The following is a 15511-nucleotide window of genomic DNA, read 5'->3' as shown; positions in this document are numbered from 1 at the left end:
TCGCGCTCACTGCCAGTCCTCCGGCCGCTCGACCTGCTCCAGGCGCAGCACCTGTCCCGTACGGCTGTAGCGGCGGATGCGGGGCAGCGGCGGGTAGTAGGCGTGGACGGAGACGGCGTGTGCCGCGGTGGACTCGTTGAGGACCTCGTGTACATGGTGGCGCCCGAAGGAACGGCCCTCGCCGGCGGGCAACTGCCGCTCGCGGTCGACGTCTTCGGTGAGTTCGAGGGTTTTCCAGCCGTCGGTTGGCAGCCGGGCGGCGAGGGAGTTCTCCTTGAGTCGGCCCGCGGCGGTCACGAAGGCGCCGACCGAGTCGGCGTGGTCGTGCCAGCCGGTCCCGGTGCCGGGCGGCCAGCCGATGAGCCATGCCTCGCTGCCGCCGGGGCCGTCGAGCCGCACCCAGGTGCGGCCCTCGGGGTCGAGCGGCAACAAGGCGATCAACTCGGCGTCGGCGGCGGTCCGGCGCGCGAAGTCGAGCAGTTCGGCCTGCGTGGGGGTGGAGACCGCCGGCGCGGAGGCGCCAGAAGCAGTGGGGAAGACAGACATGCGTACCGTCCTGAAGAAGTGCGTTCGCATGGAAGCGCGCGGCAGCACACGCGCGGAGGAAGAGAAGAAGGCGAATTCAGCAGGACGGACGACACACGCACCCCGCATAGCGGGCGAGGTCCATCCCTTGATCTTCGCAGGGAATCCCGGCCTTCAGGCCGGGCGGGAACGCGATTCTCGGCCCGGAGCGCGCAGCGCCGGAGTTCCCTGCGTCTCGGGGCGGCAGTCAGGTAGGCCGCTTCTGGTTCTCGATGTAGTCCTTGACGATGCTCAGCGGTGCGCCGCCACACGACCCCACGAAGTACGAGGGTGCCCAGAACACCGACCTCATGCCGATGCTGTTGATCCGCCCGGTGTACTCGGCGCGCAGGTAGCGGGAGCTGACACCTTTGAGGCTGTTGACCAGCTTGGACAGGGCGATCTTCGGTGGGTAGTGCACCAGGAGGTGGGTGTGATCGCCTTCGCCGTTGAACTCGACCAGCTCCGCGCCGAAGCTCTCGCACACGTCCCGCATGATCGCCTCACAGCGCGTCAGCATCTCGTCGTTGAAGACCTCACGCCGGTACTTGGTGACGAATACCAAGTGAGCATGCAGGTTGTGGACGACGTGATTTCCCCGGCGGATATAGGGGTCTGGTTCCCAGCGTGGCGACATCCGCCAAGTTTATTGTGGGCAGGCGAACTCAACCGAAGGGGGGTGGGCCGGATGATCCGTGCGTACAAGTTCCTCATGCGGCCCACCGTGGGCCAGCAGGCCGCGCTCGGCGAGATGCTGCGCGATCACTGCTCCCTCTACAACGGAGCCTTGCAGGAACGCCGCGACGCCTACCGGCATGCCTCGAAGACGAGCATCACGTACGGGCAGCAGTCCGCGCAGCTCAAGGAGATCCGGGCATTCGACCCGGAGCGGCAGGGCCGCTGGTCGTTCAGCTCGCAGCAGCCACACTTCGCCGTCTGGAGAAGGCGTTCGCCGCGTTCTTCCGCCGGCTCAGGTCCGGTGAGAGCCCCGGCTACCCGCGCTTTCGCGGGGTGAACTGGTTCGACACGGTGGACTTCCCCAAGGACGGCGACGGCTGTCGCTGGAACTCCACCCCGCACGACCCCGTGACCCGCGTCCGTTTCCAGGGTGTCGGGCACATCAAGGTCAACCAGCATCGTCCGGTGGCCGGCACGGTCAAGACCGTGAGCGTCAAGCGTGAGGGCAGGCGCTGGTACGTCGTGCTGACCGCAGAACAGGCACAGCCGCAGCCGCTGCCGCCGACTGGCAGCGTGGTCGGCATCGACATGGGCGTAGCCAACTTCCTTGCCGACTCGCGCGGCGAGTTCGTGCCCAGTCCCCGGCACGGACGGCGCGCCGCCGCGAAGCTCGAAGCCGCACAGCAGGCACTGTCCCGCTTCCCCCGGGTCCGCCGGGACGAGCGCACCGCCAACCACCAGCGTGCCGTGGACAAGGTCGCCGGACTCCACCGCAAGGTACGTCTGAAGCGGCTCGACCACGCACACAAGACAGCCCTCGATCTGGTCCGCAAGCACGACGTCATCGCGCACGAAGACCTCAAGATCCGCAACATGGTCAAGGCCCCCGCGCCGAAGCCGGACCCCGACCGGCCCGGCGGCTTCCTGCCCAACGGCGCCGCCGCGAAGGCAGGGCTGAACCACTCGATCTCGGATGCCGGATGGGGGGTGTTCCTGACGATCCTGCACGCCAAGGCTGAAAGCGCCGGACGAGAAGTGATCGCCGTGGACCCCCGCAACACCTCCAAGACCTGCCCCACCTGCGGGCACGTCTCAGCGGAGAACCGGCCCACCCAGGAAAAGTTCCACTGCGTCTCGTGCGGCCACAGGGCGCACGCGGACACGGTGGGCGCCCTGAACGTTCTACGGGCCGGGCTGGCCCGTCGCGATGCCCAACCGGCATAGCGAGAAGCCCCGGCGTTCACGCCGGGGAGGAGTCACATGGACCCTCCGCCACAGGTGCAGGTGCACGCAGGTGTCGGTCACGGACCGGAGTACACCATGAGGGCGCGGACCGGTCAACCGAACGTCACTATGTGGACACACAGTGACGCTCGGCCCGGAGAGCCAGGGGACATCAGCGCGAACGCGCACCCGCCCTGGTGGTCTCGGCCTGCTGCTCCGCCCCGCCCAGCGTCGCCTCCGCCGCCGCGTACAGGTCGGCCGGGCGTACCCCGCTCAGCGCGGTGACGAGGTGTCCGTCGGGGCGGAGGAGGAGCACGGTGTGGGCGGCCGCGCCCGGGTAGCTCTCGGCGACCAGCAGCTCGGCGGGGCGCGGCAGGGCGGTCACGGCGGCCGCGAGCCGGGGCATGATCCCGGCACTTACCCAGTGCTTGCGCTCCCACACCCCCGTACCCGGCGCGACCAGCACCACCAACAGCGCCCCGCGCCCGAGCCGATCCCGCAGCCGTACGAACGAGCCGTCCTCTGCGGTCACTTCTACGTCGACGACCTGGGCGCCCGGCAGGGTGTCGACCGGTGTCTCGGAGGCGGCGCGTGGAGGCATGAGCGGCGAGTTGGTGTACGCCCCCGGCGCACCCAGCGGTCCGCGCCCCAAGTGGCCGTCCGCGAGCAGCGCGTCGTGGCCGCGGGACGAGCCGGGGACGTACGACCGCAGCCCCTTGCCGCCGCGCAGCAGCGGCAGCACCTGGTCGGCGGCGCGCAGCCGGGCTGCGACGACCGCGCGCCGTTCCGCCTGATAGCTGTTGAGCAGCGCCTCGTGCGGGCCGTGGTGCCAGGCCAGCGCCAGCTTCCAGGCGAGGTTGTCGGCGTCCCGCAGCCCCTCGTCCAGGCCCTGGGTGCCGAGCGCCCCGAGCAGATGGGCGGCGTCCCCGGCGAGGAAGACCCGCCCGACCCGCCACCGCCTCGCCAGCCGGTGGTGCACGGTGTGTACACCGGTGTCCAGCAGGTCGTACGGAGGTGTGGAACCGCCCGTCCAGCCCGCGAGCGTCTCCCGGACGCGGGCCACGAGGAGTTCGGGCGTGACCAGGTCCTTGCCCGGCGGCAGCAGCCAGTCCAGGCGCCAGAGCCCCTCGTCGAGCGGACGCGCGGTCACCTCACCGCCGGAAGGACCCGACGTCCGCCACGGCGGCATCCGGTGCAGCAACGCTTCTCCTGGCCACGGGAGTTCCGCGCGCAGCGCCGCGACAGCGTGCCGCTCCACTGCCGTACGCCCCGGAAAGCGGATGTCCTGCAACTTGCGCACCGTCGAGCGCGGCCCGTCGCACCCCACGAGGTAACTGCCCCGCCACCATGTGCTCTTGGGCCCGCGTGTGTGCGCCGTGACGCCGGACGCCTCCTGCTCGATGGCGTCCACCCGGCTCTCCACGGCGACCTTGACGAGCCGCTCGCCGGCGATCGCGTCGCGCAGGGCGGCGGTGAGGACGTGCTGGGCGATGTGGAGCGGGGGGAGGTCGGCGGAGCCCTCGACGACATCATCCGGGCCGCCGCGGGCGCCCTTCGAACCCTCCCGGGGCGGGACGTCCGTCTCGTCGAAGTCGGCCTCCCCGAACCGGACCTGACGCATCACCTGCTTGCGCCGCAGAGACCGCCATCCGGCCCAGCGGAACCCGGCCTCGGCGAGCGGGACGCCGGACAACCGTTCCAGCAGAGCCGCCGTGTCCTCGTGCAGCACGACCGTCCGAGCGAGCCGCTGTTCGTCCTTCCCCGGCCCCTCGTCCAGAACCACGGAGGGCACCTCCTGACGCGCCAACGCCAGGGCGAGCGTGAGCCCCACGGGCCCCGCTCCGACGATGATCACCGGGTCCACGACGCGGCGCCCCCTGCCCGCAGCGGCGTCCTGGCGGACGTATGTGAACAGGAAGTTGGAGCAGGGTGCACGATCACAGAACGTATGCAACCCATTGCCGGGGTTTGCGTCAAGTGACGGAGGGCAGTGGCGATCATGCCACTGCCCTCCAGGGAACTGATTTGGGGGACACCCAGGGCGGATGTCACCTGATCATTCGTCAGGTGTCACTCTTTTGGACGTAGGTCTGGAGGCCGGGCAGACCGCCGCCTTCCCCGCCGGTGGCCGTCGAGCCTCCGATCGCCGCCGCCGGAATCACTGCGCCGGTCGACTTCTTGCGGCGCCTCAGCCGCTGCTCCAGCCAGCTCGCGAAGCTCGTGATGATGAAGTTCACGATGATGTAGATGATGGCCACCACGATGAAGCTCGGGATGACGTTGGCGTAGAACGCCGCGAGCGTTGCGCGTCCGTTGAGCAGTTCCGTGAACCCGATCATCACGCCGCCGAGCGCGGTGTCCTTCACGATGACCACGAGCTGGCTGACGATGGCCGGCAGCATCACAGTGACGGCCTGCGGCAGCAGGATGGTGCCCATCGTCTGGCCCTTGCGCAGACCGATCGCCTTGGCGGCCTCTGTCTGTCCCTTGGGGAGGGCCAGGATGCCGGCGCGTACGACCTCGGCGAGGACCGATGCGTTGTAGAGCACGAGGCCGGTGACCACCGCATAGAGCGGTCGGTCCTCGCTGCTGACCGCCGTGTAGCGGTCGTAGAACTCGTTGGCGAACAGCATCAACAGCAGTACGGGGATGGCGCGGAAGAACTCGACCACCGCACCGGCCGGAATCCGGACCCACAGGTGGTCGGACAGACGTGAGATGCCGAACAGCGCGCCCAGCGGAAGGGCGATCACCATGGCGAGCCCTGCGGCCTTCAGCGTATTGGCGAGGCCGGGCAACAGATAGGTGGTCCAGGCCTGGGAGGTGGTGAACGGCTCCCAGAGCTTCCACTCCCACTGGTTCTTGTCATCCATCAGCTTCCACACCCACCACAGGAGCAGGGAAAGCAGGACGACGAAGACCACAGTGAGGATCACATTGCGCCGTTTGGCCCGGGGGCCGGGGGCGTCGTAGAGAACGGAACTCATCGCTTCACCGCCAGTCGCTTGCTCAGCCAGCCGAGGAACAGGCCGGTGGGCAGGGTCAGTACCACGAACCCGAAGGCGAAGATCGCGCCGATGAGCAGCGTCTGTGCCTCCTTCTCGATCATGCCCTTCATGAGGTAGGCGGCCTCTGTCACACCGATCGCGGCTGCCACGGTCGTGTTCTTGGTCAGCGCGATCAGCACGTTGGCCAGCGGGCCGATGACCGAACGGAACGCTTGCGGCAGCACGATGAGCCTGAGGACCTGGCTGAAGCTCAGACCGATGGCGCGTGCTGCCTCGGCCTGGCCGACGGGCACGGTGTTGATGCCGGAGCGAAGCGCCTCGCAGACGAAGGCCGCGGTATAGGCGACGAAACCCAGGATGGACAGGCGGAAGGCCTGGAGCTTGACGTCGTCGGCGCCCATGGTCCAAAGGAAGATGTCGGCGAGGCCGAGCGAGGTGAAGACGATGATGACGGTCAGCGGGATGTTCCGTACGACGTTCACGTAGACGGTGCCGAAGCCGCGCATCAGAGGTACAGGGCTGACGCGCATGGCGGCCAGCAGGGTTCCCAAGACCAGGGAACCGAGGGCTGAGAACAGGGTGAGCTGGATCGTCACCCAGAAGGCGCCCAACAGAGTTGGGTCGTCATATTCTGAAAGAAAGTCGAACACTGTCTCCCGCACTTCCGGGTGTGTGGCGTACGTGGCAGGCGCGGCACGCCGCCGCCCTCACCGAGCCTTGCGGCGGGCGGCGGCGTGCCTGCGAATTCCCGCGCGGGTCGCGGATACCCGTCTTACTTGACGATGTCGCCGATCTTCGGGGCGGGCTCGTTCTTGTAGTTGGCCGGGCCGAAGTTGTCCTTGACCGCGGTCTCCCAGGCCTTTTCGCTGACCATCTTCTCCAGCGCGGCGTTGATCTTGTCCAAGGTCGCGGTGTCGCCCTTCTTGACACCGATGCCGTAGTTCTCGTTGCTGAGCTTCAGGCCCGCGAGCTTGAACTGGCCCTTGTAGTTCTCCTGGGAGGCGAAGCCGGCCAGGATGGAATCGTCGGTGGTCACGGCGTCCACGGCGCCGCTCTGCAGGCCGGCGATGCACTCCGAGTAGCCGCCGTACTCCTTCAGCTGGGCATCCGGGGCGATCTCCTTCTTGACGTTCTCCGCCGAGGTAGACCCGGTCACCGAGCAGAGCGTCTTGCCGTTGAGGTCCGTGCCCTTGGTGATGTCCGAGTCCGCCTTGACCAGCAGGTCCTGGTGGGCCAGCAGGTAAGGGCCGGCGAAGTCGACCAGCTTGGCGCGCTCGTCGTTGATCGAGTAGGTGGCTGCGATGAACTTGACGTCTTCGCGTTCCAGCGCGTTCTCGCGGTCGGCGCTCTTCGTCTCGACGAACTCGATCTGGTCGGCCTCGTAGCCGAGCTCCTTGGCCACGTACGTCGCCACGTCCACGTCGAAGCCGGAGAAGGTGCCGTCGGGCTCCTTCAGACCGAGACCGGGCTGGTCGTACTTGATGCCGACCTTGATCTTGTCGCCGCCGGAGGTGGAGCCGCCGTCGGAACCGGAGTCGCCGTCGCCGTTGTCGCCACCACACGCGGTGGCCGTAAGAGCGAGGACGAGGGCGGTGGCCGCCGCGGCGGAGACCTTGCGAAGCTTCATGGTGAACATCCTTTGCTGGTGAAGAGATGCGGGCCGTTCGGATGCGGGTGGCGTGGGCCGTTGGCGGCCCTGTGCGGTGAGTCGGCGGTATACGGCACAGGCGCCGTCAGTGGTGAAGGATCTTCGACAGGAAGTCCTTGGCCCGGTCGCTGCGGGGGTTGCTGAAGAACTGGTCCGGCACGGCCTCTTCGACGATGCGGCCGTCAGCCATGAATACAACCCGGTTGGCAGCCGAACGGGCGAAGCCCATCTCGTGGGTGACCACGACCATGGTCATGCCGTCGCGGGCGAGTTGCTGCATGACCTCCAGGACCTCGTTGATCATCTCGGGGTCGAGCGCGGAGGTCGGCTCGTCGAAGAGCATGACCTTCGGGTCCATCGCCAGTGCCCGCGCGATCGCGACACGCTGCTGCTGGCCGCCCGAGAGCTGAGCGGGGTACTTGTCCGCCTGGCTGCCCACGCCGACCCGGTCCAGCAGATTCCGGGCCTTCTCCTCGGCCTTCTTCTTGTCGGACTTGCGGACCTTGATCTGTCCGAGCATCACGTTCTCGAGCACGGTCTTGTGCGCGAAGAGATTGAACGACTGGAACACCATGCCGACATCGGCCCGCAGTCGCGCGAGCGCCTTGCCCTCCGCGGGCAGCGGCTTGCCGTCGATCAGGATGTCGCCGGAGTCGATCGACTCCAGGCGGTTGATGGTGCGGCACAGGGTGGACTTACCGGACCCGGAGGGCCCGATCACCACGACGACCTCGCCCCTGGCGATGGTCAGATCGATGTCCTGGAGCACGTGCAACGCGCCGAAGTGCTTGTTGACGCTCTTCAGGACGACCAGATCATCGGTCGCGGCCACAGCGTCCTTGGCCACCGAAACTTCGGTCATCGCTTTATGGCTCCGTCCTCCTCGGTTTCGGAGGACAGTAGTGACCCGTGACGACCAGCGTCATTACATCTGAGGGGAAATTGAGCATAACGATCTGGTAGCCAGACGGCCACTGCCCGTAGCAGGCCCGCGCGAGGCGTTTCGGCTGGGTAACGGAACCCCCGGGGAACCCGGTACGGCCTTGACGGCGTCCTCACTCATCAGTCTGACTGCGAAGGGCCCGGCGCGCGTGCCCACCGTTCGCGTGCGCGTACTGTGTGCCAGTCGAGACCGTACGTATGACCGAACGTTTACGACCGACCGAACCGGAGGGGGCCGGAATGAGGCTGCTCCTCGTCGAGGACGACAACCACGTCGCCGCCGCCCTGTCCGCGGTACTGGCCAGGCACGGCTTCGACGTCACGCATGCCCGTAGCGGCGAGGAGGCCCTCCAGGCGCTCGTCCCGGAGGGGAACGGCTTCGGCGTCGTCCTGCTCGACCTCGGCCTGCCCGACCAGGACGGCTACGAGGTCTGCGGCAAGATCCGCAAGCGCACCAGCACCCCGGTGATCATGGTGACGGCCCGCTCCGACGTACGCTCCCGGATCCACGGCCTCAACCTCGGGGCCGACGACTACGTGGTCAAGCCGTACGACACCGGCGAGCTGCTCGCCCGTATCCACGCCGTAGCCCGGCGCAGGGCCCCCGACGAGGCCGTGGTTCCCGGCGAGACGGGGCTGCGCCTCGGGCCCGTGCTCATCGAGCTGCCCACGCGCCAGGTCAGTGTGGACGGTTCGGTCGTCCAGCTGACCCGCAAGGAGTTCGATCTGCTGGCGCTGCTGGCCCAGCGGCCCGGGGTGGTGTTCCGCCGGGAACAGATCATCAGCGAGGTGTGGCGCACCAGCTGGGAGGGGACCGGGCGCACCCTCGAAGTGCATGTCGCCTCGTTGCGGTCCAAGCTGCGTATGCCCGCCCTGATCGAGACGGTGCGCGGGGTCGGCTACCGGCTGGTGGCCCCGACGCCGTAGCGTTCGGCGCGTGCGCACTCGTCTTCTTCCGCTGCTCATCGTCCTGATGGCCGCCGTGCTGCTGGCACTCGGCATGCCACTGGCGGTGAGTCTGGCGGCGGCGCGGCAGCAGGAGGTGGTCGTCGACCGTATCGACGACACGGCGCGCTTCGCGGCCCTCGCGCAGTTCGTCACCGACTCACCCAGTGGCTCGCGGACGGACGACACGACCGACGGCCGCCAGGCGACCCTGCAACGGGAACTCGATCAGTACTTCCGTGTGTACGGCATCAAGGCCGGCGTCTTCTACCGCGCCGAGGACCGGCCGCCCATGGCCAACGCGCCCTACGACTGGGGGGTGCCCACGGAGGGCGAGGGCAAGGACGCGTTCGTGGAGGCGCTGCTGGGGCGCCGGCCGCACGACCCGGAACAGGTGTGGCCCTGGCAGGACGGCCGTCTCGTCGTGGCGTCCCCGGTCATCCATGACGGTGACGTCGTCGCGGTCGTCGTCACCGACTCGCCCACCGACCAGATGCGCTCGAAGATCCTGCGCGGCTGGCTGGTCATCGGCGCGGGCGAGATCGCCGCGATGCTGCTCGCCGTCGGTGCCGCGCTGCGGCTGACGGGCTGGGTCCTCAAGCCGGTCCGCGTGCTCGACACCACCACCCACGCAATCGCCTCCGGCCGGCTGAAGTCCCGGGTCGCGGTGGCCAGTGGTCCGCCGGAACTCCGGCGCCTTGCCCGGTCGTTCAACGAGATGGCCGACAACGTCGAGGACGTACTGGAGCAGCAGCGCGCCTTCGTCGCGGACGCCTCGCATCAGTTGCGCAACCCCCTCGCCGCCCTGCTGCTGCGCATCGACCTCCTCGCCCTCGAACTGCCCGAGGGCAACGCGGAGATCGCCTCCGTACGCACCGAGGGCAAGCGCCTCGGCCAGGTCCTCGACGATCTGCTCGACCTGGCGCTCGCCGAGCACGCCGAGTCCGACCTGCGCCTCACCGATGTGGGCGAGTTGGCCGCCGAGCGCGTCGCCTCCTGGTCGCCGGTCGCCGACGCCAAGGGCGTGACGCTGGTCGGCACCTGCCCGGCCACCACGGCCTGGGCCGACCCGGTCGCCCTGTCCAGCGCCCTGGACGCGGTGATCGACAACGCGCTGAAGTTCACGCCCCCCGGCGAGACCGTCGAGGTCGAGGTCGCCCCGAACGGCGACGTCTGCACGGTCGTCGTCACCGACGGCGGCCCCGGTCTCAGCGACGAGGAACTGGAACGCGTCGGCGACCGCTTCTGGCGCAGCACCGCCCACCAGAACATCAAGGGCTCGGGCCTCGGGCTCTCCATCTCGCGGGCCCTGATAGCGGCGGGCGGCGGCTCCGTCTCGTACGCCCACCACGAGCCGCACGGGCTGAAGGTGACCGTGACGGTGCCCAGGTCGCGTCCGGCGGCCTGAGAGGCCTTCTGCAGAGGCCTTCTGCGGCCTGAGAGGCATTCTGGCTACGTCGAGCTTCTTCCGGCTGCTTTCAGTTGTTCCCGGCTCCGGCATGACCGGCCGTTGGTCATGGCTTGACCGACGTGTAGTACCGCCGCGCGCCCTCGTGCAGCCGCAGCGGGTCCGTGTAGATCGCGGTGCGCAGGTCCACCACCTGGGCCGCGTGGACCTCCTGGCCGATCGTGTCCCGGCTCTTGATGACCATGCGGGTCAGCCACTCCGTCAGCCGGGGGTCCATGTCGTCGCGCGTGATGAGCAGGTTCGCCACGGTGAGGGTGGGCACGGTGGAGCCGTCGAGGATGTCTGGGTAGGCGTCGGCGGGCATCACGGACGCCCGGTAGTGGGTGAAGACCCCGCCCTGGTCGTGCAGCTTCGCCACGAGGCTGTCGCTGATAGGGAGGAACCGGAATTCGTAGCCGTCATCCGCGAGGTCGGTGAGGCCCCTCGTGGGCAGGCCGCCCGACCAGATGAAGGCATCGATCCTGCCGTCGCGGAGTGCGCCGGGGCTCGTGCCGATGGTGTCGTCCTGCGGGTCGATGTCCTTGTCGATGTCCAGGCCGGCCGCCGCCAGCAGACGTTCGGATATCAGCCGCACTCCGGAGCCCTCGGGCCCCACGGCCACCCGCTTGTCCTTGAGGTCCGCGATGCTCTGGATGGGCGAGGTGGCGGGGACGACGACCTGCACGTAGTCGTCGTACAGCCGTGCCAGGCCGCGCAGTCTGCTGGCGCCGGGCTTGCCGTCGTCCAGGTACGCCTGTACGGCGTCGGCCGCGGTGATGGCGAAGTCGGCCTGTCCTGTGGCCACCAGGCGGACGTTCTCCTGGGAGCCGTTGCTGGGCTCCAGGTCGATCTTCAGGCGCGGCATGTCGTCGGCGATCGCCGTCCGCAGTCGCGTGCCGTACTCCTGGTAAACGCCGCGCTCGGCTCCCGTGCTGAGCGTGACCGTCCCGCCCGGGGGCTCCTCATGCGGCCAGAGCCACCACGCCAGCAGCCCGAGGACCACCAGCAAGGCCGCCGAGCCCAGTAGCGCGCGACGCCCGCCGATGCGGGGGAGTACCTGGACCATGCCGAGATCCTGCCAGGTCATGTTGAGGGGCGGCCAGGACCGGTCCCATCCGGTGCGAGCTCGTGACACGGGGGTGATGTCGGACGGGCCGCACGCGCGCGTGCACTGCGTGGTCTCCGGCGCACGCGCGCGTACGGCGGTGGAGAAAGGTCAGCGGCCGCCCGCCACGGCCGTGCGAAGCCGGTCCAGCTCCTGGTACATGACCTCGCCCGGGCACTCCGTCGACATCCAGTCCCGGTGACCGCTGATCTCCGAGACCTCCTTCTGCGTGCCGTTGACGGGGTTCGTGTACGTCACGCGGGCCTGCGGGTCGACGCCGTGCAGCCGGACCAGGACGCGGACCAGCCGGGTGAGCGCCTGGCGGGCCGCCTCCTTCGGGCCCTGCTCGGTGAAGGTGCCGAGCAGGGCGATACCGAGGTTCCCGGAGTTGAAGCCGCCCACGTGGAAGGCGGTGACGACCTTGCCGTCGGCGTCGTGCGCGGGCATCCCGTCGTCACCGGAGTAGCGGCCCTCGTAGATGCGGCCCGCCTCGTCGATGAGGAAGTGGTAGCCGATGTCGCCCCAGTCGTTGGTGACGGCGTGCAGCTGGTAGATGGCGCGGACCGTCGCGGCCGGGTCGGGGTCGTCGTTGGTCATGGCCGTGTGGTGCACGGTGATGGTCTGGAACGGGTAGAACGCGGTCGGCGAGTTCTCCGACCCGTCCGGCTTGAACCGCAGCGACTCGTCGGCGCCCCAGGCCGCCCGGGAGAGGTACTGGACACCTCGGACGCGGGTGGGGTCGCTCGGGACCTTGACCTTCCGGTCCGGCCCGTGCGTGCAGTCGAGCGCCACCGAACGCAGCCCGGTGGCCCCGTCGGGCGCCTTCAGCTCGTAGCCCGAGGCATGGTCGGCCGCGATCAGCAGGCCGCCGCCGTTGGCCACCGAGCAGCCGCCGTCGCCGAGCGACTTCCAGGCGCTCTGGCCGCCGTCGGCGTCCCGCAGCCGGATGCCGCCGCCGGTGGTCTCCTCGGTGCCGCCCCAGCGGACGCCCACGTAGCCGATGGGGAAGGCGGTCTCTACGGGCGCCTGGCCGGTCGCGGTCTCGGCGCGGGTCTTCGGGAAGGTCTCGGTCGTCGTACCGGCCTTGGTGTCGTCCGTCCCGGCCGCTGCGGGCTCGGAGTCGTTCGTCGTGGCCATCACGGTCGGCGTGATCACGGCACCGGCGGCGACCGCGCCGGCGGCGCCGATCACGGTGCGGCGGGTCACGCGGGACTTGGCCCGGTGCGTGGGGGAAGTGGGGGGAACTGTCACGGTGGGTCCTCAATCGTTCGGGGTCGTACTTGAAGACTCAATGGAGATTACGGACCCCGGTCACCGCCGCTGATGGCGGCCCCCTGCTACTGACGAGGCATCAGAGCCGCACGGGACAAAAGGGGTTGGGAGTGACAGGACCGTACGAGGACGACAGGGCTGTCGGGGCGCCGCCGGGCTCTCGATACGGCAGCCGCATTGGGCCTCGATAGGGTCGCCGTATGCGTCCCTCCCCCGCCCACCTCGTCCGTGAGTTCCACCTGGCCTTCGGGCTCGACGCCCGCACCGCGCCGACCGAGGTCTCGCCCGAACTGGCCGCCCACCGCGGCGAGTTGCTGGCAGAGGAGGCAGCGGAAGTCGCCGAGGTCGCCGTCGAGGGCCCGCTGGACCGGCTGGCGCACGAGCTGGCCGACGTCGTGTACGTGGCGTACGGCACCGCCCTCGTTCACGGCATCGACCTCGACGAGGTGATCGCCGAGATCCACCGCTCCAACATGACCAAGCTGGGCCCCGACGGCCGCGTCGCCCGCCGGGCCGACGGCAAGGTGCTCAAGGGGGACCACTACCGGGCGCCCGACGTCTCCGGGGTGCTGCGCGAGCAGGGGTGGACCGGCTGAGGCGGGCGTGGACGGGGTAAAGGGGCGGGACGTACTCCGGGGACCGCCTACCCTGGTTGCATGGCCAGCAGCGACCGGAGCCAGGCAGCGGACGTCAAGACATACGAAGTGCGCACCTACGGGTGCTGACTTCCACAAACGCTCTGAACCCGTCCCGCGGCACCCCGGCGAACCACCTGGGCATGAGATCCCCTGGGGCTGACGTCCTCGAAGCGGGTCCGCAGCGGGGTGAGGTCACTGAGCGTCTCGTTCACCTCGAAGACCAGGGTCCGCTGATCCCGGAAGCTGTTGTCGGGCATGTCTTCCTCCCGTCATCCGCGGGCCGGCCGCCTCGTGCGGTCGGCGCCCCACATCAACAGTCAGGCTGCTACGTCATCCCGCGAGTGGGTGCGTTGCGGGCAGGTCCGGGCCGGTGCGTGCGAAGTGGTTGAAGTAGTCGGTGCGGAGGTTCACGGCGACGCGCGCGAACGCCTCGGTGAACTGTTCTCGCGTCCAGCCGGCCGCTGGGGGTGGCGTCCCAGGGCTGTGCTCGGGAGGAGCGGGAGGGGGACACCGACGATCATCGCCAAGGGTGCGTTCTACTGGTTGAGGGTACTTTGGACCCAAGTGGTTCCGGCTTCAACACCATTCCGCGCCCGGAGGCCACCATGGATGTCCTGGTGCTCATCGGCCGCATCCTCTTCGCGGTGCTCTTCCTCGGCTCAGCCCTCGGTCACCTCACGAAAACAAAGGTGATGGCCGGGTACGCCGCGTCCCGAGGCGTACCCGCCGCCGTACCGGCGACCGCTGGCGGGGGTGTCCTGCTCCTCGTCGGCGGACTGAGCGTCCTGCTCGGTGCGTGGGCTGACCTGGGAGCCCTGCTGCTCGTCGTTTTCCTGGTCCCGACCGCGCTGCTGATGCACGCCTTCTGGAAGGAGAGCGACGCGCAGGCGCGCCAGATGGAAATGATCCAGTTCCAGAAGGACATGGCGCTGGCCGGTGCCGCGCTGATGATGGTCGCGCTCATTGCCCACGCCGGTTCCGACCTGAGACTGACAATCACCGGGCCGCTCTTCGACATCGGCTGACCGACTTCAGCGGAGCAGACGCTGATCCGTAACGGGATCGTTCCGGGCCCGTCAGTGGTCGATGGCCCGCCGCGCCGCCCGGATTCCCCGGGGGACGGAGCCGTCGTGCCGCTCACCGGCCGCAGCGGTCAGCAGGAGCAGCCAAGCCCGGCGGCGGCCGGTGCGAGCCGCAACAGGGCGGATCCGGGTTCGCGCAGCCCCCGAGCCACGCGTGGGCGAGCGTGGCGGGCACGCTGCCGAGGGCGGTGCCCGCACGAAGGCGTGACCGCTCCGGCCTTGTCGCTGACGACCGAGGTGGGGTGAGAAGTGGCTGTGTGATGGGAGGCGGCCGTCGTCGGATCGCCTGCCCGGTCAAGGAGGAGGCGGAGCGCAGGGCTGGGGCGGACCGGTGTGCGACGTCAGGACGCCGCGCGGCCGCGGAGCGAGGCAAGTGCCGCGCTCACCGTCCTGCCGAGTTCACTCCCGTCGACTCCGGCGCGGGAGCGCAGGTTGACGCCGTAGGCCCTGCGCGTCCTCCAGCAGCACCACGACGCCATCACCGCATGCGGCGCCCGCCTGGTGGCCGTCTCGCCCCAGATCCCCGACGAGTCCCTCACCTTGACCGAGAAGCACGCCCTCTCCTTCGACGTGCTCAGCGACCTCGGCTCTGACATCGCCCAGCAGTACGGCCTCGCCTTCGACCTCCCCGACGACCTGGCCGCCGTCTACGGCAAGCTCGGCTTCGACCTTCAGCGCGTCAACGCCGGCCACCCGCGCACCCTGCCGCTGCCCGCCACGTATGTCATCGACCGCGACGGCGCGATCCGCTGGGCCTTCGTCAACGCCGACTACACCACCCGCGCCGAATCGGCTGACATCCTCGCCGCGCTCGACTCCCTGGGGGCTGACCTACCACGGCGGCGGTCATCAGCACGAGCATGAGCGGACAGAGTTCGGCCGCCTCGCGGCCGCGCGAAACTCGCTGAGCAGGTCGTCAACACGAGGGGTTCAGTGCAGCGAAACGATTCCTGCTCGG

13 protein-coding genes and 2 pseudogenes are annotated in these 15511 nt (G+C 69.1%); 6 read left to right on the top strand and 9 right to left on the bottom strand.

What is annotated here, in order from left to right; translation table 11 throughout:
- Window positions 1-6 precede the first annotated feature (6 nt).
- Both F3T56_RS29020 and tnpA read right to left on the bottom strand, forming a co-directional pair.
- Window positions 7-546, bottom strand: coding sequence for a cupin domain-containing protein (locus tag F3T56_RS29020; RefSeq protein WP_149828328.1), 540 nt, complete (start codon window positions 544-546; stop codon window positions 7-9).
- A 226-nt stretch (window positions 547-772) separates the two neighbouring features.
- The gene (tnpA, locus tag F3T56_RS29015; protein WP_149828327.1) at window positions 773-1201 is read right to left on the bottom strand and encodes an IS200/IS605 family transposase; all 429 of its coding nucleotides are present in this window, start codon (window positions 1199-1201) and stop codon (window positions 773-775) included.
- Between the two features lie 51 nt (window positions 1202-1252).
- Between tnpA and F3T56_RS29010 the strand changes: the two are divergent.
- Window positions 1253-2466: pseudogene (locus tag F3T56_RS29010) on the top strand (RNA-guided endonuclease InsQ/TnpB family protein).
- A gap of 172 nt (window positions 2467-2638) precedes the next feature.
- Here the strand turns inward: F3T56_RS29010 and F3T56_RS29000 are convergent.
- The 5 genes from F3T56_RS29000 to F3T56_RS28980 form a co-directional block, all read right to left on the bottom strand.
- On the bottom strand, window positions 2639-4330 hold the full coding sequence (locus tag F3T56_RS29000) for an FAD-dependent monooxygenase (protein WP_149828325.1): 1692 nt from the start codon (window positions 4328-4330) through the stop codon (window positions 2639-2641).
- Between the two features lie 199 nt (window positions 4331-4529).
- Window positions 4530-5453, bottom strand: coding sequence for an amino acid ABC transporter permease (locus F3T56_RS28995; protein ID WP_149828324.1), 924 nt, complete (start codon window positions 5451-5453; stop codon window positions 4530-4532).
- Window positions 5450-6124, bottom strand: a complete 675-nt coding sequence (locus F3T56_RS28990; protein WP_149828355.1) for an amino acid ABC transporter permease — start codon at window positions 6122-6124, stop codon at window positions 5450-5452. Before F3T56_RS28990 ends, F3T56_RS28995 begins: the two co-directional genes overlap by 4 nt.
- A gap of 122 nt (window positions 6125-6246) precedes the next feature.
- Entirely contained in the window at window positions 6247-7101 is an 855-nt protein-coding gene (locus F3T56_RS28985; RefSeq protein WP_172639189.1) for a glutamate ABC transporter substrate-binding protein, read from the bottom strand.
- A 106-nt stretch (window positions 7102-7207) separates the two neighbouring features.
- Window positions 7208-7984, bottom strand: a complete 777-nt coding sequence (locus F3T56_RS28980; RefSeq protein ID WP_149828322.1) for an amino acid ABC transporter ATP-binding protein — start codon at window positions 7982-7984, stop codon at window positions 7208-7210.
- Window positions 7985-8304: 320 nt separating this feature from the next.
- Between F3T56_RS28980 and F3T56_RS28975 the strand changes: the two genes are divergently transcribed.
- Window positions 8305-8991, top strand: coding sequence for a response regulator transcription factor (locus F3T56_RS28975; RefSeq protein WP_149828321.1), 687 nt, complete (start codon window positions 8305-8307; stop codon window positions 8989-8991).
- 10 nt (window positions 8992-9001) lie between these two features.
- Entirely contained in the window at window positions 9002-10417 is a 1416-nt protein-coding gene (locus tag F3T56_RS28970) for a HAMP domain-containing sensor histidine kinase (RefSeq protein ID WP_149828320.1), read from the top strand.
- Between the two features lie 106 nt (window positions 10418-10523).
- Here the strand turns inward: F3T56_RS28970 and F3T56_RS28965 are convergent, their stop codons facing one another.
- Window positions 10524-11522 carry a TAXI family TRAP transporter solute-binding subunit gene (locus tag F3T56_RS28965; protein ID WP_149828354.1) on the bottom strand — a complete coding sequence of 333 codons (999 nt, stop codon included), beginning with the start codon at window positions 11520-11522 and terminating at the stop codon, window positions 10524-10526.
- 150 nt (window positions 11523-11672) lie between these two features.
- Window positions 11673-12812, bottom strand: coding sequence for a peptidoglycan recognition protein family protein (locus F3T56_RS28960; protein ID WP_149828319.1), 1140 nt, complete (start codon window positions 12810-12812; stop codon window positions 11673-11675).
- A gap of 221 nt (window positions 12813-13033) precedes the next feature.
- On the opposite strand from F3T56_RS28960, the gene F3T56_RS28955 reads away from it, so the two are divergent.
- The 3 genes and pseudogenes from F3T56_RS28955 to F3T56_RS28935 form a co-directional block, all read left to right on the top strand.
- Complete coding sequence (locus tag F3T56_RS28955; protein WP_149828318.1) at window positions 13034-13429, top strand: pyrophosphohydrolase domain-containing protein; 396 nt, start codon at window positions 13034-13036, stop codon at window positions 13427-13429.
- Window positions 13430-14076: 647 nt separating this feature from the next.
- Window positions 14077-14496 (top strand): DoxX family membrane protein, encoded by a 420-nt coding sequence (locus F3T56_RS28945; RefSeq protein WP_149828317.1) that lies wholly within the window; start codon window positions 14077-14079, stop codon window positions 14494-14496.
- 501 nt (window positions 14497-14997) lie between these two features.
- A pseudogene (locus F3T56_RS28935) lies at window positions 14998-15417 on the top strand (redoxin domain-containing protein); the annotation flags it as partial.
- Window positions 15418-15511 lie beyond the last annotated feature (94 nt).

It is taken from the genome of Streptomyces tailanensis (assembly GCF_008386495.1).
In the GTDB taxonomy this organism is placed as follows: Bacteria; Actinomycetota; Actinomycetes; order Streptomycetales; family Streptomycetaceae; genus Streptomyces; species Streptomyces tailanensis.
Note: the sequence above shows the minus strand (reverse complement) of the source record. Positions and strands in the feature narration are given on the sequence as shown.

Coding starts and splice junctions, on each gene's coding strand:
- F3T56_RS29020 (WP_149828328.1), bottom strand. CDS start 546: ATGTCTGTCTTCCCCACTGCTTCTGGCGCCTCCGCGCCGGCGGTCTCC.
- tnpA (WP_149828327.1), bottom strand. CDS start 1,201: ATGTCGCCACGCTGGGAACCAGACCCCTATATCCGCCGGGGAAATCAC.
- F3T56_RS28995 (WP_149828324.1), bottom strand. CDS start 5,453: ATGAGTTCCGTTCTCTACGACGCCCCCGGCCCCCGGGCCAAACGGCGC.
- F3T56_RS28985 (WP_172639189.1), bottom strand. CDS start 7,101: ATGAAGCTTCGCAAGGTCTCCGCCGCGGCGGCCACCGCCCTCGTCCTC.
- F3T56_RS28980 (WP_149828322.1), bottom strand. CDS start 7,984: ATGACCGAAGTTTCGGTGGCCAAGGACGCTGTGGCCGCGACCGATGAT.
- F3T56_RS28975 (WP_149828321.1), top strand. CDS start 8,305: ATGAGGCTGCTCCTCGTCGAGGACGACAACCACGTCGCCGCCGCCCTG.
- F3T56_RS28965 (WP_149828354.1), bottom strand. CDS start 11,522: ATGGTCCAGGTACTCCCCCGCATCGGCGGGCGTCGCGCGCTACTGGGC.
- F3T56_RS28955 (WP_149828318.1), top strand. CDS start 13,034: ATGCGTCCCTCCCCCGCCCACCTCGTCCGTGAGTTCCACCTGGCCTTC.
- F3T56_RS28945 (WP_149828317.1), top strand. CDS start 14,077: ATGGATGTCCTGGTGCTCATCGGCCGCATCCTCTTCGCGGTGCTCTTC.